General features: G+C 68.0%; 16 protein-coding genes and 1 tRNA gene. 8 read left to right on the top strand and 9 right to left on the bottom strand.

Translation table 11 applies throughout. The features are described 5' to 3' along the window. Window positions 1-383 precede the first annotated feature (383 nt). Together rsgA and E4V01_RS21810 are read right to left on the bottom strand one after the other, a co-directional pair. Window positions 384-1,418, bottom strand: coding sequence for a ribosome small subunit-dependent GTPase A (rsgA, locus tag E4V01_RS21815; protein ID WP_135299796.1), 1,035 nt, complete (start codon window positions 1,416-1,418; stop codon window positions 384-386). A 319-nt stretch (window positions 1,419-1,737) separates the two neighbouring features. Beyond that, window positions 1,738-1,813: transfer RNA gene (locus tag E4V01_RS21810), tRNA-Glu, on the bottom strand. A gap of 104 nt (window positions 1,814-1,917) precedes the next feature. Between E4V01_RS21810 and E4V01_RS21805 the strand changes: the two genes are divergently transcribed. Both E4V01_RS21805 and E4V01_RS21800 read left to right on the top strand, forming a co-directional pair. Further along, window positions 1,918-2,910 (top strand): RluA family pseudouridine synthase, encoded by a 993-nt coding sequence (locus tag E4V01_RS21805; RefSeq protein WP_193763269.1) that lies wholly within the window; start codon window positions 1,918-1,920, stop codon window positions 2,908-2,910. A 209-nt stretch (window positions 2,911-3,119) separates the two neighbouring features. Continuing rightward, on the top strand, window positions 3,120-3,569 hold the full coding sequence (locus E4V01_RS21800) for a GNAT family N-acetyltransferase (protein ID WP_135299794.1): 450 nt from the start codon (window positions 3,120-3,122) through the stop codon (window positions 3,567-3,569). A 36-nt stretch (window positions 3,570-3,605) separates the two neighbouring features. Here E4V01_RS21800 and E4V01_RS21795 read toward each other — a convergent pair whose 3' ends face one another. Next, entirely contained in the window at window positions 3,606-3,818 is a 213-nt protein-coding gene (locus E4V01_RS21795) for a hypothetical protein (protein WP_245517637.1), read from the bottom strand. Window positions 3,819-4,307: 489 nt separating this feature from the next. Between E4V01_RS21795 and E4V01_RS21785 the strand changes: the two genes are divergently transcribed. Both E4V01_RS21785 and rpoH read left to right on the top strand, forming a co-directional pair. Beyond that, entirely contained in the window at window positions 4,308-6,314 is a 2,007-nt protein-coding gene (locus E4V01_RS21785) for a bifunctional diguanylate cyclase/phosphodiesterase (protein ID WP_135299793.1), read from the top strand. Window positions 6,315-6,578: 264 nt separating this feature from the next. Beyond that, the gene (rpoH, locus tag E4V01_RS21780; protein ID WP_060768718.1) at window positions 6,579-7,472 is read left to right on the top strand and encodes an RNA polymerase sigma factor RpoH; all 894 of its coding nucleotides are present in this window, start codon (window positions 6,579-6,581) and stop codon (window positions 7,470-7,472) included. Between the two features lie 160 nt (window positions 7,473-7,632). On the opposite strand, the gene E4V01_RS21775 is transcribed toward rpoH, so the two are convergent. From E4V01_RS21775 to purB, 6 genes are all read right to left on the bottom strand, one after another. Beyond that, the gene (locus tag E4V01_RS21775; protein WP_135299792.1) at window positions 7,633-8,031 is read right to left on the bottom strand and encodes a hypothetical protein; all 399 of its coding nucleotides are present in this window, start codon (window positions 8,029-8,031) and stop codon (window positions 7,633-7,635) included. Between the two features lie 461 nt (window positions 8,032-8,492). Then, window positions 8,493-9,968 (bottom strand): histidine kinase, encoded by a 1,476-nt coding sequence (locus E4V01_RS21770; protein ID WP_135299791.1) that lies wholly within the window; start codon window positions 9,966-9,968, stop codon window positions 8,493-8,495. Between the two features lie 41 nt (window positions 9,969-10,009). After that, window positions 10,010-11,302 (bottom strand): adenylosuccinate synthase, encoded by a 1,293-nt coding sequence (locus E4V01_RS21765; protein WP_060768716.1) that lies wholly within the window; start codon window positions 11,300-11,302, stop codon window positions 10,010-10,012. A gap of 187 nt (window positions 11,303-11,489) precedes the next feature. Then, a complete protein-coding gene (locus E4V01_RS21760) occupies window positions 11,490-11,807 on the bottom strand; it encodes a hypothetical protein (protein ID WP_135299790.1) in 318 nt (105 codons plus the stop codon). Between the two features lie 71 nt (window positions 11,808-11,878). Beyond that, window positions 11,879-12,736 carry a D-amino-acid transaminase gene (locus E4V01_RS21755; protein WP_135299789.1) on the bottom strand — a complete coding sequence of 286 codons (858 nt, stop codon included), beginning with the start codon at window positions 12,734-12,736 and terminating at the stop codon, window positions 11,879-11,881. Window positions 12,737-12,793: 57 nt separating this feature from the next. Further along, window positions 12,794-14,101 carry an adenylosuccinate lyase gene (gene purB, locus E4V01_RS21750; protein ID WP_135299788.1) on the bottom strand — a complete coding sequence of 436 codons (1,308 nt, stop codon included), beginning with the start codon at window positions 14,099-14,101 and terminating at the stop codon, window positions 12,794-12,796. Between the two features lie 162 nt (window positions 14,102-14,263). Between purB and moaB the strand changes: the two genes are divergently transcribed. From moaB to E4V01_RS21730, 4 genes are all read left to right on the top strand, one after another. Continuing rightward, entirely contained in the window at window positions 14,264-14,821 is a 558-nt protein-coding gene (moaB, locus tag E4V01_RS21745; RefSeq protein WP_135299787.1) for a molybdenum cofactor biosynthesis protein B, read from the top strand. Window positions 14,822-15,077: 256 nt separating this feature from the next. Then, a complete protein-coding gene (locus E4V01_RS21740) occupies window positions 15,078-15,440 on the top strand; it encodes a TonB family protein (protein WP_135299786.1) in 363 nt (120 codons plus the stop codon). A gap of 84 nt (window positions 15,441-15,524) precedes the next feature. Further along, complete coding sequence (locus tag E4V01_RS21735) at window positions 15,525-17,870, top strand: Orn/Lys/Arg decarboxylase N-terminal domain-containing protein (RefSeq protein ID WP_135299785.1); 2,346 nt, start codon at window positions 15,525-15,527, stop codon at window positions 17,868-17,870. Next, window positions 17,870-18,484, top strand: a complete 615-nt coding sequence (locus E4V01_RS21730; protein WP_060768710.1) for a GNAT family N-acetyltransferase — start codon at window positions 17,870-17,872, stop codon at window positions 18,482-18,484. Before E4V01_RS21735 ends, E4V01_RS21730 begins: the two co-directional genes overlap by 1 nt. Window positions 18,485-18,590 lie beyond the last annotated feature (106 nt).

Genomic DNA, 18,590 nt, shown 5'->3' with positions numbered 1-18,590 from the left:
GTCCGTCGTGCACGCCACAACCACGGCGGAAGCTTCTCACAGACATAGCGAGACGTCAGCGCGATCGTCTCCGCCGAACGCGAGTGGATCGCTCGGCACCACGCCACCGCTGGCAGGGGAGGGGGCTTCGCATCCGGAGATCACGGCTCAGGATCGCGGACCAGACGTGCTCAGCCTGCCCAGCGGGCCGACCCCAGCGAACGCCGGCTCGGGGTCCGACGGCGCTAGGGCCGAAAGCGTCTTCGCGAGCGTTGGATGCGAACGGCTCGACCGCGGGCGCTTCGCCTCGCAGGCTCCGAGAGCCATCGAGACCGACCCTTCGATCCTGATGAGTAATCGCGGGAAGTGCGGCGATCTCGTTGGCTTTGGCTTCGGCAGAGGTTCTACCCCCCGGCACCTCGCCGGCCGCGCGGTCCCGTGGGGGTTGGCGTGTTGTCGCGGTTTTCGGTGAGAAGCTTTCGCCAACGGATCAGCCGCTCAGGATTGAGCCTGCCGTCGGCGACGGCGTCCTGCACGGCGCAGCCGGGTTCGTGCGCGTGCGTACAGTCGCGGAACCGGCACGAGGGCGCGAGTTCGGTGATCTCGGCGAACAGGGTTGCGATCCCTTCTGCAGCGCCGCTGACGTGCAGCGTTCGCATGCCCGGCGTGTCGATCACCCAGCCGCCCCCCGCAATGGCGTGCAGTGAACGCGACGTCGTGGTGTGACGGCCCTTGGCGTCGTGCTCGCGAATGCCTCCGGTCTCCTGGGGAAGCGCCTGCCCCGGACCGGCGAGCGTATTCACCAGCGTCGATTTGCCGACACCGGAGGAGCCGACCAGCGCCACGGTCTGTCCCACTCCGCACCACGCGGCCAGGGTGCTTGCAGCCCCCGGAAGGCGAGGATTGACGCTGACGACATCGAGCCCGCGCTGCAGCGCGGCGGCTTGGTCGCGATAGGCGCCCATATCGGCCGTCATGTCGGCTTTGGTGAGCAAGATCACCGGATTCGTGCCGCCCTGATTGGCCAGCGCCAGATAGCGCTCCAACCGGGCCTGATTGAAATCGGCATTGCAGGAGGTGACGATGAACAGCGTATCGACATTGGCTGCGGCGGGCTGCAGGGCTCTGCTGCCTTCGACGCGTCGCTCCAGGACCGTCCGCCGGTTCAGGCGGCGGTGGAGCATCCGGGTCTGGGGATGAACCAGCACCCAATCGCCCACAGCGAAATCGCCGGTGTTGGTATGAACGGGAAGTTCCAGCTGGACCGATCCCGTCTCCGACAGGGCGGTCAGGCGTGAGCGATGAACCGTTGCGATCCGCATGGGCGCGAGATCCGTCTCGTGCGGTTCACGCTGCTCCTCGAAGAAGGCGCGCCAACCCAGGCTCGCGAGCGGCACAGGTGGAAGAGGTTCGGGATGATGGGTCACCGGCCTGCACATGACATGGCATTGGTCTTGTGACCAGCGCCCCGTAACAGGGGGCGCTTTTCCGCGTGCGATGGGATCAGGTGGCACCGCATGTCGTAGCGCGGCCCGCGACAGGTCGGACTTGGGGCGAGGCTGAGCTGCTCCCGGGTCAACTCCCATCGCGACGCGCTTCAGATGCTAAGAATGTTCGCCCAGGCGCAGCGCTTCCTCGAACAAAAAGCCGATCTTATGGTTACCCGGCTCGACCGGAAGACCATCGCACTATTTTTTGGAGGAGAAGGTATTTTCGTCGCTCGTCGCAGTACATTACAGCAACGATACGGAAAGCCGGTGGCGCTCCCAAGGGGAATCGAACCCCTGTTTTCGCCGTGAGAGGGCGACGTCCTAGACCGCTAGACGATGGGAGCTTCCGGGCCGACGGGGGTTCGTATAGCGAGGCATCCCGGACCCCGCAAGCGCTTTCCGGGGCGAAATGACGAGAATCCTCACGGTGTCCTCCACGGTGCTTTCCATGGTCCCCGGCGCGGACGAGGCGCGTAGCCTCGTGCTCGACGAGGGAACCGTTCCCGAGCGGCTCGACCGCGTCCTTGCCCGCGTCTTCGACGACCTTTCCCGTGCCCGGCTCCAGGGATTGGTGCGCGAGGGCCTCGTGCGCTGCGACGGGATCGTGGTGCGCGATCCCGCGCGCAAGGTCGGGGCCGGCAGCCGGATCGATCTCAGCGTCCCGGCGCCGCTTCCCGCCGAACCGCTCGGCGAGGCCTTGCCGCTCGCCGTCGTCCATGAGGACGAAGATCTCATCGTCATCGACAAGCCGGCAGGGCTCGTCGTGCACCCGGCGGCGGGGCACGAGGACGGCACCCTCGTCAATCGGCTGATCGCGCATTGCGGGGCGAGCCTGTCCGGTATCGGCGGCGTGCGCCGGCCCGGCATCGTCCACCGCCTCGACAAGGACACGAGTGGCCTGCTCGTCGTCGCTAAGAACGACCTTGCCCATCAGGGCCTTTCGGCCCAGTTCGCCGACCATGGCCGCAGCGGCGCCCTGGAGCGGGCCTATCTCGCTCTGGTCTGGAACGTGCCGGAACCGCGGGCCGGCACGATCCGGGCGAACCTCGCGCGCTCGCGCCACAATCGCGAGAAGATCGCCGTGGTCCGCGAGGGCGAGGGGCGGGAGGCGATCACCCACTACCGAGTCGAGGACGTGCACGGGGAGAGTGGCGTCACGGCCTTGCTGCGCTGCCACCTGGAAACCGGGCGCACCCACCAGATCCGGGTGCATTTGAGCCATCGCGGCCATCCGCTCCTGGGAGACGCGGTCTATGGTGGCGCCTTCAAGACCAAGGCGGCTCGGCTCAGCGAGCCCGCTCGTGCCGCCCTGGACGCCCTCGGGCGGCAGGCCTTGCACGCGGCCGAACTCGGATTTCTCCATCCACGCTCCGGAGAGCGCTTGCGCTTCGAGAGCCCGCTGCCGGAGGATTTTTCGCGGCTGCTGGCCACCCTCGGCTGAGACGACCCGCGACCCTCAGGGCGCCGGGCCCCCGGCAGGGTGAGGCGCCCCGAACCACCTCTGCGGCAACCTGCGCGGACCCGGAAAACCACATCGCCTTGCCTCTCGGCCCGCCGCCGTGAAACACCCGCGCCATCGGGTCCATGGAGCAGCGCAGGTTGCTCGGGTGCCGTGGCGCAGGTTGGAAATGACATCGGGCGGAGGAGCTGTTGGGAAGCCGATACGGGCTGGAGATCCGCTCGGCGCTGCCGGCCGATGCACCGGGGCTTGCGGAGCTGTTGAGCGCCTCGGGCCATCCCGTGCCCTCGCATGTCCTGGCCGAGCAGCTCGAGGTGCTCCGGTATGGCCACGGCACGACGCTGCTCGCCCTCGAATGGGGGCCGCCGAGCGGGATCGTGGTGCTGCACTGGTATCCGGTGCTCGAGCAGGCCTCGCCGGTGGCGCAGATCACAATGCTGCTGGTCGCTCCGGACGGGCGCCGCCGCGGCGTCGGCCGCCAGTTGCTGAAGGCCGCCTCGCAAGCCGCGCGGATGGCGGGCTGTGGCACGATCCAGCTTCTTGCCGTCACGGAGGAGACCGGCCTGCCGGAATTCTGCGGCGCCACCGGCTTCGTGCCGCGCGCGGGCTGTTTCGTGCGCCCCTTGCGCAAGAAGGGGTGACGGGCGGCTCCGGTGGGTCGAGCACCGGACTGCGGTTTACAGGTGGAGGAAGGGTAGATCGAGCGGCCGCGGGCCGTCATGTCGGCGGAGCGACCGGAGCTGTGGCGTTCGTTGCGCCCAATGCGCGTCGAAGCGGTCCGAGGCGCGCCCGACGAGGAGCGTCAACCCATCGAGCGCGGCGCTCAAACCGCCGACGCCGGAGCGAAGGCCGTTGCCGAACACCTGACCGACCGAATGGAAAACGCGCATGACGTCCTCTGTGAATGGGATGAATGCGGCGCTCGGGCCACCGGATACCCGGATAAGTAGAGTCCCGGATCGCGGTTGGAACGCGACCGAAGGTGGCATCGCGCGACCGGAACTTCCTCGCGCCCGAGGGTGCCACGCAAGACGCCCGATCACCGAACCTCTGGCCGCCGAATGGGGCCGCGCAGCGGGCGTTCTGTGAGCGACACTTCACCCGCGCCGGTCCAGCCGGGATGCCGACCGATCACCGCAGTTTCCAGCGTGGCGGGACGCCAGGCATTAGAGCGCGGCTGCCCCGGTCATCTCGGTATCGCTCTGACTCTTGTCGAAGGATCATTCCAGACGAACGTAAGGTTAGGTCTGTCATGGCGTCACCGGCGCGTCATCTCGACGTGCCGCCGGATGATGAAGCTCTTCTCAACCATCTGTTACGTCTTTGCGCGTAAAGGCAGTGTGCTTCATCTCCGAAGCGTCCGACCCGGACTCGTCCTCATGCGCTCACGTTCGAGCACCGAGCCGCATCTCGACAGGCTGATCCGCCGCGATCAGCTCGAGGCGGTGCGCGCCAGCGTGCAGCAGGCCCTGCCCGTCAACGCGCTTCTCGGTCTGGCCGGCTTCCTGGTCGCCCTGCATTCGGGGCACGGTGCCATCGGTGCCCTCTGGTTTTCCGCCTCCACCGCCGTCAACGGGTTGCGCTTCGGGTTGTGCCGCGCGCCCTGTGCGGGGCTGGCGATGTCTCCCGGCCGGGCTCCGATTTCCGAAGAGGCCGCGGTCCGCTCGATCGACCGGCACCTGTGGCTGGCATGCCTTGCCGCGCTCCTCTCCGGCTCGGTCTGGGCCTTCCTGCCGATGCTGTGCGACGGCTACACCTCGGCGCAGACGCTGTTCTATCTTACCGTCACCTGCGGGATCACGGCCGGTGCGGTGACCCACGGCATCGCCTACGCGCGGATCCCGATCTCATTCATCATGCCGCCGCTCCTCTCGGTCGCGGGGTGCCTGCTCGCCGTCGGCGGTTTCGACCGGACCTGCCTCGCGGCCACCGTGATGTTGTACCTGGCCGCCCTGATCCGCAGCTCGATCGCGACCGAGCGGGGATTCCGGGAGACCAGCCGCTTGAAGAACGAGGCGACCGCGCTCGCCGAGGCGCGCAAGGCCGCCCATGCGAGCGCGAGCGCGCTGGCGGAGGAAATGCGCGAGCGCGCGACGCATGACGGGCTGACCGGCCTCTTGAACCGCGCGGGCTTCGTCCAGCGGGCGGAGGAGCGGCTGGCGGCGGGGGCGCCGGTCTGCCTGATGCTGCTCGACCTCGACGGCTTCAAGTCCGTCAACGACGTCTACGGCCACTCCACCGGGGACCGCGTTCTGACCGAGGTCGCCCGGCGCATCCAGGTCGCCGTGCCGGTGGATTGCGACGCCGCCCGTCTCGGAGGAGACGAGTTCGCCCTCGTCTACGACAGTCATCGGGTGACCGAGAGCCCGGCCGTCCTCGCGGAACGCCTGATCCGGACCGTGGCCGAACCGTTCGAAAGCTTCGACACGGGCCGGCTGGGCATGAGCATCGGCATCTGCCACCGTCCGGCGGACAGCCTGACACATCTGCTGAGTTGCGCCGACGAGGCGCTCTATGCCGCCAAGCATTCGGGCCGCAATCACTTCCGCCTATTCGACGATGGGCTCAGCACGCGCCTGGAGATGCGGCGCGACTGCGAGCGCGATCTCTCGCAGGCCCTGGCCGAGGGAGAGTTGGACGTGTGGTTCCAGCCGATCTTCGGACCGGACGGTCACCGCGTGACCAACCTGGAGGCGCTGGTGCGCTGGCACCACCCGGTGCATGGCTGGGTGCCGCCCGCCGACCTGATCTCCGCCGCCGCCATGGCGGGTCTGACGGAATCGCTGCTGCGCTTCATCCTGGAGCAGGTCTGCGCGATGCTGTGCGCGCTGCGAGCGCGGGGGCTTCACGACCTCTCGGTGGCGATGAACGTCTCGCCACGGGAGATGGCGCAGATCGCGGTCGATGAGATCGTGCTCGGGCGGCTCCGAGTCCTCGGCCTGCCGGCGACGGCCCTGGAAATCGAGATCACCGAGGAGACGGCGCTCGACATCGAGGCGGTGCAGGGCAAGCTGCTGGCGCTGTCGCGGGCCGGCATCCGGATGGCGCTCGATGATTTCGGGACCGGCTACTCGTCCCTGGCCTCGGTGCGCCAGTTGCGGGCCGACAGGGTCAAGATCGACCGCAGTCTCGTGACCGGTTTGACCGAAGCCGAGGACAAGCGCGGCCTCGTCCAGGCGGTGCTCGGTCTCGGCCGGGCACTCGGTCTCGAAGTCGTGGCCGAGGGCATCGAGACGGCGGACGATCTTGCCACGCTTCAGACCATGGGCTGCCCCTTCATGCAGGGCTACCATCTCGGCCGCCCGCAACCGCGAGAAGACGTCCTGCGCTTCCTCGATGCGTGTCTCGGCGCGGATGTTCAGGCGTTTCGCCTGCGCGGGGCGTGAGGCGCCTTATCCAAGCAGGCCGAGCCTGTTCACGCGAAGCATCGAGAGGGGGCTAAGAAAGGTGCGTTTCGGCACAGCGACCCCTGTGCGCCCATGACACGTTAAACCCGGACTCCGGTTCGCGCGTTGGACCCTGCGTGAACAGCGTTGGTCGCTACCGGGCATGACGGATTTCCATTAAGATGGGGAGCGGCGTGGTCGGCTCAAGAGAGCGGCCATTCGCTTGGAGCCCGCCCGACAGGGGGGCTGTTGAAGGAGGTGCACATGGCCGGCGCTCTGCCCGTGCTCGCCAATGAGGGAGGCCTTTCGCGCTACCTCGATGAGATCCGCAAGTTCCCGATGCTGGAGCCGGCGGAAGAGTTTACTCTTGCCAAAAGCTGGCGGGACGACGGTGACCGCGAAGCCGCCCACCGCCTCGTGACGTCGCACCTACGTCTCGTGGCCAAGATCGCCATGGGCTATCGCGGCTATGGCCTGCCGATCAGCGAAGTGGTGTCCGAGGGCAATGTCGGCTTGATGCAGGCCGTCAAGCGCTTCGATCCGGACAAGGGCTTCCGGCTGGCCACCTACGCGATGTGGTGGATCAAGGCGGCGATCCAGGAATACATCCTGCGCTCGTGGTCGCTCGTGAAGATGGGCACCACCGCCAACCAGAAGAAGCTGTTCTTCAACCTGCGCAAGGCGAAGAGCCGCATTTCGGCACTCGACGAAGGCGACCTGCGCCCCGATCAGGTCCAGCACATCGCCACCTCGCTCGGCGTGCCCGCGCAGGACGTGATCGACATGAACCGCCGCCTGTCCGGCGACACCTCGCTCAACGCGCCCTTGCGCGAGGAGGGCGAGGGCGAGTGGCAGGATTGGCTGGTGGACAACAGCCCGAGCCAAGAGACCGTGCTCGCCCGCGAGGAAGAGGGGCGCAACCGTCTCTCGGCCCTGCGCGACGCGCTCGGCGTGCTGAACCCGCGCGAGCGGCGCATCTTCGAGGCGCGGCGGCTGGCCGACGACCCGATCACCCTGGAAGATCTCTCGGGCGAGTTCGGCGTCTCGCGCGAGCGTGTCCGTCAGATCGAGGTGCGCGCCTTCGAGAAGGTGCAGGAGGCGGTCAAGCGCAACCTCGCGACCCGCGAATTGCCCCGGACCGAGGCGCGGATTTCGTAAGGCTGCGAGGGTGTTGCCCGCCCGGTTCGATCCGAGACCGAAAAAGCCCGGCCCATGGTGGGCCGGGCTTTTTTTCGTCAGTCACGACGCCGTTGCGGCCTGCGAGCGACCATTCGTTAACAGCCCGCTCGATGGTCAGGCCGCATTCAGCGCTCGTGTGCTATGAGTATTCGTGGCCGCTCGGTTCGATTTCCTCCAGTTTTTCCGAAAACCTGCCGCGAGATTCAAATAAAAAAAGTGCTGTTTGTGCTGTCGAGGCAATTCGCTGGGGCCATCCGCTTCTTATAAAACTGTCCATGTCCGCTCTTGCGGATTTATCCGAAATTGCTTCGTTTAGTAGATCAAGTGTCTTGGATAAGGCGATCTTCTCTTTTTCTGTAATTACCTCGTTCGGAGGGAATGTCGGGTAATCAGGCACCCAATCGAAAAGGATCTGGAGATATTCATCGATCCCCAAGAGAGACAAGGTGTCCTCCCAATCCGCAAGACAAAACAGCTCTTCCATCATCCGATTGCGATAGCGCTGGCTGAGCAGCCGATCTGACGGGTTGTCAGTCATGGCGTCGTACTCATCGTCGGATACAAGATTTGTTCGGAGGTCGGTTATCCGCCTCGACATGAGTGTTCGTAGCCGACGTCTCTCCGCTGTCAAAACCCCGCATGTCCGAGTTCGTCCGCGACGGTCGCTACGGGGTCGGCTCCAACTTGCATCCCGGCAGGGCGTCTCCCTCGTGAGAGCGGGGTGGGCGACGGGTCAGGCGAGTGCTGTCCATCCGGATCATGTGCAGCATCGCTGACAGCTTGCGAGCCACCGCAACCTGCACCTTCTGCGGCCGGACCGTGCGGCGCGCCGCAGATCCCGTTGCCGCAGCGGAAACGGGCGATCGATTCGCGTCAGAACCATGTTGGCGGTATGGCGCTGCTCATGCGTGGAAAACCACAGCGAGCATGCGCCCGCGCGCTTCATCAAGCACCAACGCGACGCTTGCTGTTACCCATGCCACCTCTTCCGGCGGCGGCTCAGTCGCGCCACTGCGCGAAGGCGCCCTGCAGGGCCTGGGTGCCGGCCGCGCCCTTTTCGAAGCTGATGACCGCCCGCTGGCCGTTCGCGTAGGTCAGGGCCAGATCGAACCAGTTCTTGTGCAGCAACAGCTCGGTGTTGCGGTCCACGTCGCTCTTCAGCGACGACAGGCCGATCAGGAACAGGTTCTCGCGCACCCGCACCGGCAGGCCCGAGACCGGGGAGCCGCGGGAGGCTTCCTCGTCCTTGAGTTGGAGCAGGCCGATATTCTGCACCGCGCGCTTGGCGCCAGCATCCGCGTTGTTGGTGAAGGCGAGTTCGACGGTATGAGACGCGGGCAGCGTCGCGTCCAGATTCTTGCGCATGGTCATTGCCAGCGTCAGCCCCGCTTCCGGGAATTCCACGTTGACGCGGAGCGCCGTCTGCAAGGGCTCGCCCTGTTCGCCGTTCACCGCTTCCAGCCGCCAGACCGTGTGGCCGTTGGTGGCGATCGGCTGCGCGCGCGCGTCGCTCTGGTTCTCCTCGTAGAGAATCGCCCGCTGCGAGACCGTCACCTCCGGCTGGGCCGGAGCGGTGCCGGGAGCGGCAGGCTTCGGCCGGGCCTCGGCCTCGTTGCGCTCGGCTCCGACCCGATCCGAGAACTTCGCGTCCGGCTGCTCGGCCGGCGTCTCCTGCTCGGCCGCGTTCTGCTGGAGATCGGAGGGTTGGTCGCGCAGGAAGAATGCCGCCACCGCGATCAGCGCGATCACCGCCGCGAGCACGCCGCCGACGAACAGGTTGCGCAGCAGGCGCGGACGCCCCTCGGGCGGCGTCACCACGTCGATGCGCGGCCGCTGACGGCCGTTGCCCGCCTCGCCGGCACCGTTCGTCTCGGGCGAGGCCGGACCGGCACTCGCCTCGGCCTCGGACGCGACGGCGGCCGGCTCGGGCCCGGCTACTGCCGGAATGAAACCGTCCTCGTTCGCCGGCTCAGGCTTTGCGGCCTCGTCGGTTCTCGACCGGCGGGGCGGCGGCATGAAGGGCACCGTTTCGGCCGGCGGCTTCGGCTCGGCGGGCCCGATATCCGATCCGATCCCGGCCGGAACCGAGGCCGGCGGCAGAACCAGCGGCTCGTCGGAATTCTGCGGCGGCTCCGGTTCCGGCAGCGTCGGCGGCAGGGGGCCGGGCGAGAGCGGCTCGGGCCGGGCCGGTTCAGGCGGCGGGGGAGGGGGCGGCTCCGGTGCGGTTGCCGCAGGCTCCTCGGCCGGCATCGGCGCAGCGGGCGGCGCCTCGTATTCCGCCTCGAGGCGGCCGATCGCCGTGTCGAGCGCTTTGCGTTCGAGGTCGATGTCCGCTTCCGGCACCGGCGGGTCGAGCGAGCGGAGCTGCGCGATCAGCGCACTGCGCGCACGGTCGTAGACCGCCCGGCGCAGGGCCGGGGAACGGTCGGGCAGAGCGTCGAGCGCGCGTGCCAGCAACGGATAATAGTCGGCCATCGTGCCCGGATCTGCCTGTCTCTCCCCGTCGTTCCGGGACTTTAATCCTCGAAGGGGTTGTGCATGAGGATGGTGTCGTCGCGCTCCGGCGAGGTGGAGAGCAGCGCCACCGGCGCGCCGATCAGCTCCTCGATCCGGCGCACATACTTGATCGCCTGCGCCGGCAGGTCGGCCCAGGAGCGGGCGCCCGCGGTGGTGCCGCTCCAGCCGGGGATCGTCTCGTAGACCGGAACGGCACGCTGCTGCGCCGCCTGGCTCGCGGGGAGATGGTCGAAGCGCTGCCCGTCGATGTCGTAGGCGGTGCAGACCCGGATCTCGTCGAAGCCGTCGAGCACGTCGAGCTTGGTCAGCGCGATGCCGTCGATGCCTGAGGTCTTGACGGTCTGGCGCACGAGGCAGGCGTCGAACCAGCCGCAGCGGCGCTTGCGGCCGGTGACGGTGCCGAATTCGTGGCCGCGCTCGCCGATACGCTGGCCGATTTCGTCGTGCAGCTCGGTCGGGAACGGGCCCTCGCCGACGCGGGTGGTGTAGGCTTTGGCGATGCCGAGAACGTAGCCGATGGCGCGCGGACCGAGGCCCGAGCCGGTCGCCGCCTGTCCCGCCACCGTGTTGGAGGAGGTGACGAACGGGTAGGTGCCGTGATCGACGTCGAGGAGCGCGCCCTGCGCGCCCTCGAACAGGATGCGCTTGCCGCCCCGGCGCGCCTCGTCGAGCAGGCGCCAGACGGTGTCCTGATACGGCAGCACCCGCTCGGCGATCCCCGTCAGCTCATCGAGGATCGTCTGCTCGGAGATTTCCTCGAGGCCGAAGCCGCGGCGCAGGGCGTTGTGGTGGGCGAGCAGCCGCTCGATCTTCGGCGGCAGGGTCTCGGGCTCGGCCAGGTCCATCAAGCGGATCGCCCGGCGGCCGACCTTGTCCTCGTAGGCCGGGCCGATGCCGCGCTTGGTCGTGCCGATCTTGGTGCCGGGCGCTCCGTCCTCGCGCAGGGCGTCGAGTTCGCGGTGGAGCGAGAGGATCAGTGTGGCGTTGTCGGCCACGCGAAGGTTCTCGCGCGTCACCCTCACGCCCTGGCCGGCGAGCCGGTCGATCTCGGAAGCGAGCGCATAGGGGTCGAGCACCACGCCGTTGCCGATCACGCCGAGCGTATTCGGGCGGACCACCCCGGAGGGCAGCAGGGAGAGCTTGTAGACAGCCTCGCCGACCACGAGCGTGTGGCCGGCATTGTGACCGCCCTGGAAGCGGACGACGACGTCGGCCTGCTCCGAGAGCCAATCGACGATCTTGCCCTTGCCCTCGTCGCCCCACTGGGCGCCTACGACGACGACGTTCGCCATGCGCGTCTGACCTGTCTCGAACTCGCGGGCGCGGGCGCCAAGCGGTTGCGCCACGCGCGAAAACCCCGGCCATCAGGTCGGGGATCGGGCATACCGGGCGCGTCTTCGGCGATCTGGGCAGGCAGGTCAAGCGAAGCGGCCCGTTACCGCTGGGGACCGCTCCGCATGGCTGATGTGTCGTCGTGCGTTATTTGGCGTTGCCCGGCGGCTTGATCACGGGGGTGGAGTTCGGCGTCGGCTCGGGCGCGATCGTTTTGATCTCGGGATCGACGCCGGCGGGCGGCTTGATCACGCCGTCGGATTTCTCGAGCTTCTCGCTCAGCGTGGCGCCGGAATTGCCGCTTTCGGGTCTGACCTTTTCGGGCACCTGATCCTGGGGGGCAGGCAGCTTCGGGTCGCTGTCCTGCCCGCGCTGCGGCACCGACGGGTCCTGGGCGAAGGCCGCGCCGCTCGCGAGGGCAGCGAACAGGGCAGCAGCGCGTACCACATTCTTGGATAGGGTCATTGCGTCCTCAGTGGTCCTTTGGGAACCAACGGGTGCGCGCGCCTTCGCGTTCCTGTCAGGCTGAGCCCGGTTTAAGACTCGGATTGCTCGGCGAAGGCGAAGTACAACGCGCGCAGGCGTCGCGCCACCGGGCCGGGCCGCCCGTCGCCGAGGGGTTTGCCGTCGATTTCCACCACCGGCATCACGAAGGCCGAGGCCGAGGTGTAGAAGGCTTCCGCCGCCTCCGGCAGCTCCCGGGCGTTGATGAGTCGCTCCTCGAAGCTGAGGCCGGTCTCTTCCGCCAGCGCCAGCACCGCCTTGCGGGTGATGCCGGGCAGGACCGCATGGGAGAGCGGACGCGTCACCAGGGCGCCGCCCTTTGTGACGATGAAGACGGTGGAGGACGAGCCCTCCGTCACGACTCCGTCCTCGATCATGAAGGCCTCGGCGACGCCGGCCTCCGAGGCCTGCTGCTTGGCGAGAACCTGGGCGAGAAGCGCCACGGACTTGATGTCCCGCCGCTTCCAGCGCAGGTCCGGCACGGTGATCGCCCGCGCGCCGGTCTCGGCCATCGGGTTGTTCACGATGGATTTCTCCTGCGTGAACATCACCACGGTCGGGGCCACGTCCCCCTTCGGAAACGAGAAGTCGCGCTCGGCCGCGCCCCGCGTCACCTGGATATAGACGAGGCCCTCGCGCACGCCGTTCTTCGCGACGAGGTCCGTCTCCAGCCGCTCCCATTCCTCGGCCGTATGAGGATTGCGGATGCCGATCTCGGCGAGCGAGCGGTCGAGCCGGGCGAGATGCCCGGCATTGTCAACGAGGCGGCCGTGCAGCACGGCGGCGACCTCGTAGATCCCGTCGGCGAACAGGAAGCCGCGGTCCATCACCGGCACGCGGGCTTCGTCCAGGGGCAGGAATTCGCCGTTCAGGTAGGCGGTGCGGCTCATGGCAATACTCGATCGTTCGTCGTCGGCGAGCGCGAAGCAGGTTCCGTGCAGGATCGATCAGGCTTCCCCGAACACGCGCGAAAAAATCGTGTCGACGTGCTTGAGGTGGTAGCCGAGGTCGAAGCACTCTTCGATCTGTTCCGGCTTCAGCACGGCGGTCACCTCAGGATCGGCCTTCAGCAGGGTGAGGAAATCGCCCTCGCCGCGCCAGACCGGCATCGCGTTGCGTTGGACCAGCCGGTAGGCGTCCTCCCGCGAGACGCCGCCCTGTGTCAGCGCCAGCAGCACCCGCTGCGAGTGGACGAGGCCGCCGAGCCGGTCGAGGTTCTTCTGCATCTGCTCGGGGTAGATCAGCAGCTTGTCGATCACGCCGGTGAGCCGGGCGAGCGCGAAATCGAGGGTCACCGTCGCGTCCGGGCCGATCATGCGCTCGACCGAGGAATGCGAGATGTCCCGCTCGTGCCAGAGCGCGACGTTCTCCAGCGCCGGGGTCACGTAGCCGCGCACCATGCGGGCGAGCCCGGTGATGTTCTCGGTGAGAACCGGATTGCGCTTGTGCGGCATCGCCGAGGAGCCCTTCTGCCCCTCGGAGAAGAACTCTTCCGCCTCCAGCACTTCCGTGCGCTGCAGGTGGCGCACTTCCGTGGCCAACCGCTCCATGGAGCTGGCGATCACGCCGAGCACGGCGAAGAACATGGCGTGGCGGTCGCGCGGGATCACCTGGGTCGAGACCGGCTCCGGTGCGAGGCCCATCTGCTCGGCGACGTATTCCTCCACCCGCGGGTCGATATTGGCGAAGGTGCCGACCGCCCCCGAGATCGCGCAGGTCGCGACCTCTTTGCGTGCGGCGATAAGCCGGTCCTTCGCTCTCGCGAACTCGGCATAGGCCTGGGCGAGCTTGAGGCCGAAGGTGACGGGCTCGGCATGGATGCCGTGCGAGCGGCCGATGGTGGGGGTGAGCTTGTGCTCGAAGGCGCGCCGCTTCAGCGCGGCCAGCAGCGCGTCGAGATCCTTGATCAGGATGTCGGCCGCCTGGGTGAGCTGCACGTTGAGGCAGGTGTCGAGCACGTCGGACGAGGTCATGCCCTGGTGGACGAAGCGCGCCTCCGGCCCGACGATCTCGGCCAGATGCGTGAGGAAGGCGATGACGTCATGCTTCGTCACCGCCTCGATCGCGTCGATGCGCGCGACGTCGAAGCTTGCATCGCGGCCCTTCTCCCAGACCTTCTCGGCGGCCTCCTTCGGCACGACGCCGATCTTGGCCAGAGCCGTGGTGGCGTGGGCCTCGATCTCGAACCAGATCCGGAACCGGCGCTCCGGCGACCAGATCGCGGTCATCTCGGGACGGGAGTAGCGGGGGATCATCGTTTTCAGTGCCTCGGACGTGTCGCGATTTCGCGAAATCGCCCCGCGCGTAGCACGGAGCAGCCCAGCGCCTCAACGCGTCGCCCTGCCGAGATGTGCATGGCTCCCCCGCGACGTCAGGCGACGGTTGACCCGCCGCAGCCACGGGACAACATCGACCGTATGACCAGCGAGCCGACGCCCCGCGCCTTCATCCCCCTCGCCATCGCCGTGCTGACGGTGTCCGACACCCGTGTGCTGGCCGACGACCGGTCCGGCGACACCCTGGCCGCCCGGATCACGGGGGCGGGGCATCGGCTTGCCGAGCGGGACATCGTGCCGGACGAGATCGTGCCGATTCGCGAGAAGGTCGAGGGCTGGATTCACGATCCCAGCATCGACGTGATCCTGACGACCGGCGGCACCGGCTTCACCGGCCGCGACGTGACCCCGGAGGCGATCGAACCGCTGTTCGAGAAGCGGATGGACGGCTTCTCGGCGGTGTTCCACCGCATCTCCTACGACAAGATCGGTACCTCGACCCTTCAGTCGCGGGCGACCGCGGGCGTGGCGGGGGCGACCTACATCTTCGTGCTGCCGGGCTCGCCCGGCGCCTGCAAGGACGCCTGGGACGGCATCCTCGCGAGCCAGCTCGACTATCGTCACCGCCCCTGCAACTTCGTCGAGATCATGCCGCGTCTCGACGAGCACCTGCGCCGGGGCGCCGCCGCGACGATCTGAGCCGCCCAGCGACGCCGTCGTCGGCGTCCGCTGCCCAGGCGCGACGCGTCAGCCCCATCGGCCTTGCGGCCATGTCGAACCCATGCCGGCGTGATCCAAAATGTCGCGGCGGTACCGTCATTTGGCGGTACTTCGCGTCACGGGTGGCGTTACGGTCCGGGACGGCCGGGCTTCGCGCCACCGCATCGAGCCAGGGCGGGTATCCCCCCGAAGACGGCGCCACGCGGCGCCCTTCTTGTTCACGGAGTCGCTGTCCTTGCTCCCGCTTTCCGTTCGGCCCCTTCTCCTTGCGGCGCTGATGCTGAGCGCGCCGCTCGCGCCGGCCTCCGCCGCGCCGCGGGTCGATGCGCGGGCCAGGGCCTGGGTGGCCGGAATCGTCAACCGCATCGGGATGGCGGATCGCGCCGCGGCGCCGGGCCGGGGCGGGCAGGTCACGGTTCGGGTGCGGATCGAGGCCGATGGCGCGCTCGGCGGGATCGTGCTTGAAGACGGGCCGGCGGTGCTCGGCGAGCGCGCGGCCCGCGCCGTGGAGGCAGCCGCCCCCTTTCCGCCGCCGCCCGCCGGGCTGCTGACCCTCGAAGGTTTCACCGAACTCAGCTTTCCCCTCACGCTGCGGTGACGGCGCCCATCGCCATCATGTCATCGAATCGTCGCGGATGGGCCGGAAAGGCTGGGGTTCCGTTCGTGAGAAGAGCCGCGTTCCATGGATTTTCACCGCCGTTTCACCGTGCTGATGTGCACGCCCGCCTTCGATCCGGATGATCTGGAGGGCGCGCGCGTCGATCAGATCGTCGCGGCGGTGGAGAAGCGCGGCTTCGAGGTGGTGCGGGCGCGGCGCGTCGAGGATGCCTCGATCGCGGTGCAGACCGATTCGGCCGTCGGCTGCCTCGTGGTGGATTGGGGCAAGCGCGGACTCGAGGGCAAGGCGGCCGCGCTCATCGACATGATGCGCAAGCGCGGCCTGGAGATGCCGATCGTCATCATGGTCCGCCGCAAGCGGCTGGAGGACATCCCCGTCGAGCTGCTCGACTTCATCGACGGCTACATCTTCCTCGCCGAGGAGACGCCCGAATTCATCGCCCGCGGCCTCGTCTCCCGCGTGACGCAGTATGCCGACACGCTGAAGACGCCGTTCTTCGGCGCGCTCGTCGATTACGCCGAGGAGGGCAACCAGCTCTGGACCTGCCCCGGCCATAACGGCGGCATCTTCTACAACCGCTCGCCCATCGGCCGCATCTTCGTGGAGCATCTCGGCGAGGCGATCTTTCGCGATGACCTCGACAACTCGGTGCTCGATCTCGGTGACCTGCTGACCCACGAGGGGCCCGCGCTCAAGGCGCAGAAGGAAGCCGCGAAGATCTTCGGCGCGGAGAAGACCTATTTCGTCCTCAACGGCACCTCGGCCTCCAACAAGGTGGTGCTGGGCTCGCTGGTGGCCGAGGACGACCTCGTCCTGTTCGACCGCAACAACCACAAGGCCGCCCATCACGGCGCGCTGCTGCTGGCCGGCGGCATCCCGATCTTCCTCGAGACGGACCGCAATGCTTACGGTTTGATCGGGCCGATCTATCACGAGGCGCTCGACGAGGGGCGCATCCGCGAAAAAATCCGCGACAACCCGCTCGTGAAGGACAAGGAAGCGTGGCGCCGTGAGCGCCCGTTCCGCTGCGCCGTGATCGAGCAATGCACCTATGACGGCACGATCTACGACGCGCAGGCGATCGTCGAGCGCATCGGCCATCTGTGCGACTACATCCTGTTCGACGAGGCCTGGGCGGGCTTCATGAAGTTCCACCCGCTCTACCAGCGCCGCTTCGCCATGGGCCTGACCGGGCTCGACGAGACGTCGCCGGGCATCATCGCCACGCAATCGACCCACAAGCAGCTCGCCAGCTTCTCCCAGGCCTCCCAGATCCACACCCGCGACGGGCATATCCGCGGCCAGACCCGGCGGGTCGAGCACAAGCGCCTGAACGAGAGCTTCCTCGTCCACGCCTCGACCTCGCCGTTCTACCCGATCTTCGCCTCGCTCGATGTCGGCGCGCAGATGATGAAGGGCCGCTCCGGCGTCGTGCTGTGGGACGACACGATCCGCCTCGGCATCGAGTGGCGCAAGAAGGCCCGCGCCATCCGCAAGGAGTTCGAGGAGCGCGAGGCCGACCCGAAGCGGCGCTGGTTCTTCGACCCCTTCGTGCCCGACGTGGTGAAGGGGCCCGACGGCACGGAGATCCCGTGGGAGTCCGTGCCGACCGACGCTCTGGCCGCCGACGCTCGCTACTGGGAGCTGACGCCGGGCGCCGCGTGGCACGGCTTCACCCATGTCGCGCCGGGCTTTGCCATCACCGACCCCAACAAGCTCACCGTGCTCACCCCCGGCTTCGACCGGAAGACGGGGGCCTATACCGAGCACGGCGTGCCGGCGCCGATCGTCGCGCAATACCTGCGCGAGAACCGGATCGTGCCGGAGAAGAACGACCTCAACTCGCTGCTCTTCCTGCTGACGCCGGGCGTCGAATCGTCGAAGGCGGGCACGCTCATCTCCGGCCTCGTCGCCTTCAAGCGGCTGCACGACGACAACGTGCCGCTCGAAGAGGCGATGCCGGAATTCGTCGCACGCCGGCCCAAGCGCTACCGCGGCGTGCGCCTGCGCGACCTCTGCGCCGATTACCACGCCTTCCATCGCGAGTCGGGCACCTCGGCGCTCCAGCGCAAGCAGTTCATGCCCGAGCACCTGCCGGAGATGGTGATGGCGCCCAAGGCCGCCGCGCAGATGCTCACCCGCAACCGGGTCGATTACGTGCCGATCGCGGAGGCCGAGGGGCGCATCGCCACGACCCTGATGCTGGTCTATCCGCCCGGCATCGGCACCGTGCTGCCCGGCGAGCGCCTCGACGCGCGGGCCAAGCCGATGCTCGACTATTTCAAGATGTTCGAGGCGGCCGCCAACCTGTTCCCCGGCTTCGAGGCCGAGATCCAGGGCGTCTACCGCGAGAGCGACCCGGACGGGCGCATCCGCTTCCACACCTACGTCCTGCGCGAGGGCGCCTGATGGCGGAGGGCGCGGCGGCGATTCCAACTCACGCGGAGGTGGTGATCCGGCCCTCGTCGGATGCCGACGTGTCGGCGATGATCGCGATCTATGAGCGCCACATCCGCAAAGGCGTCGGCGATACCGGCGACTTCGAGGAGGAACGCCTGCTGCCCGACGAGCTGCGGCGGCGGCGCAAGACCATGCGCAGCAAGCGCCTGCCCCACCTCGTCGCCGAGCGGGGCGGGCAGATCGCCGGCTACGCCTACGCCGTGCCGTTCCGCAAGCGCCCGGCCTACCGCTACGCCCTCAAGCACTCGATCTACGTTCACCCGGACCACCTGCATGCGGGCATCGGGCGCCGGCTTCTGCCGGCGCTGATCGAGGCCTGCGCCGCGGGGGGCTACCGGCAGATGATCGGCTACATCGACGCGAGCAACGAGGCCTCCCTGCGCCTGCACGAGGCCTGCGGGTTCGCGCGCGTCGGCTACCTTCCGGCGATCGGCTACAAGTACGGGCGCTGGAGTGACAGCGTCATCGTGCAGTGTCCGCTGGGGACCGGGGCGGAAGACCAACCCTCCGCCTGGCACCGTCCGGAGCGGACGCGTGCCTTCCGGTTGTCGTCGACGTCCTGACGTCTTGGCCGGGCCGGCTCGGCGAAATCGGTGACGAATGCCGGCCTGCCCCCATCAGCGCCGGCATTTTTTGCGTGAAGCCAACGCGCAACTTTCCGTCCGATGC

It is taken from the genome of Methylorubrum sp. Q1, assembly GCF_004683995.1.
In the GTDB taxonomy this organism is placed as follows: domain Bacteria; phylum Pseudomonadota; class Alphaproteobacteria; order Rhizobiales; family Beijerinckiaceae; genus Methylobacterium.
The sequence above is the reverse complement of the archived record's forward strand: the minus strand, read 5'-3'. Positions and strand labels throughout refer to the sequence as shown.

What these genes read in the sequence shown, in the direction of transcription:
- E4V01_RS21735 (WP_135299785.1), top strand. Translation starts at nt 15,525, where the DNA reads ATGGATTTTCACCGCCGTTTCACCGTGCTGATGTGCACGCCCGCCTTC.
- E4V01_RS21795 (WP_245517637.1), bottom strand. Translation starts at nt 3,818, where the DNA reads ATGCGCGTTTTCCATTCGGTCGGTCAGGTGTTCGGCAACGGCCTTCGC.
- E4V01_RS21775 (WP_135299792.1), bottom strand. Translation starts at nt 8,031, where the DNA reads ATGACTGACAACCCGTCAGATCGGCTGCTCAGCCAGCGCTATCGCAAT.
- E4V01_RS21770 (WP_135299791.1), bottom strand. Translation starts at nt 9,968, where the DNA reads ATGGCCGACTATTATCCGTTGCTGGCACGCGCGCTCGACGCTCTGCCC.
- E4V01_RS21760 (WP_135299790.1), bottom strand. Translation starts at nt 11,807, where the DNA reads ATGACCCTATCCAAGAATGTGGTACGCGCTGCTGCCCTGTTCGCTGCC.
- E4V01_RS21805 (WP_193763269.1), top strand. Translation starts at nt 1,918, where the DNA reads ATGGTCCCCGGCGCGGACGAGGCGCGTAGCCTCGTGCTCGACGAGGGA.
- rpoH (WP_060768718.1), top strand. Translation starts at nt 6,579, where the DNA reads ATGGCCGGCGCTCTGCCCGTGCTCGCCAATGAGGGAGGCCTTTCGCGC.
- E4V01_RS21755 (WP_135299789.1), bottom strand. Translation starts at nt 12,736, where the DNA reads ATGAGCCGCACCGCCTACCTGAACGGCGAATTCCTGCCCCTGGACGAA.
- E4V01_RS21785 (WP_135299793.1), top strand. Translation starts at nt 4,308, where the DNA reads ATGCGCTCACGTTCGAGCACCGAGCCGCATCTCGACAGGCTGATCCGC.
- purB (WP_135299788.1), bottom strand. Translation starts at nt 14,101, where the DNA reads ATGATCCCCCGCTACTCCCGTCCCGAGATGACCGCGATCTGGTCGCCG.
- moaB (WP_135299787.1), top strand. Translation starts at nt 14,264, where the DNA reads ATGACCAGCGAGCCGACGCCCCGCGCCTTCATCCCCCTCGCCATCGCC.
- E4V01_RS21730 (WP_060768710.1), top strand. Translation starts at nt 17,870, where the DNA reads ATGGCGGAGGGCGCGGCGGCGATTCCAACTCACGCGGAGGTGGTGATC.
- rsgA (WP_135299796.1), bottom strand. Translation starts at nt 1,418, where the DNA reads ATGTGCAGGCCGGTGACCCATCATCCCGAACCTCTTCCACCTGTGCCG.
- E4V01_RS21765 (WP_060768716.1), bottom strand. Translation starts at nt 11,302, where the DNA reads ATGGCGAACGTCGTCGTCGTAGGCGCCCAGTGGGGCGACGAGGGCAAG.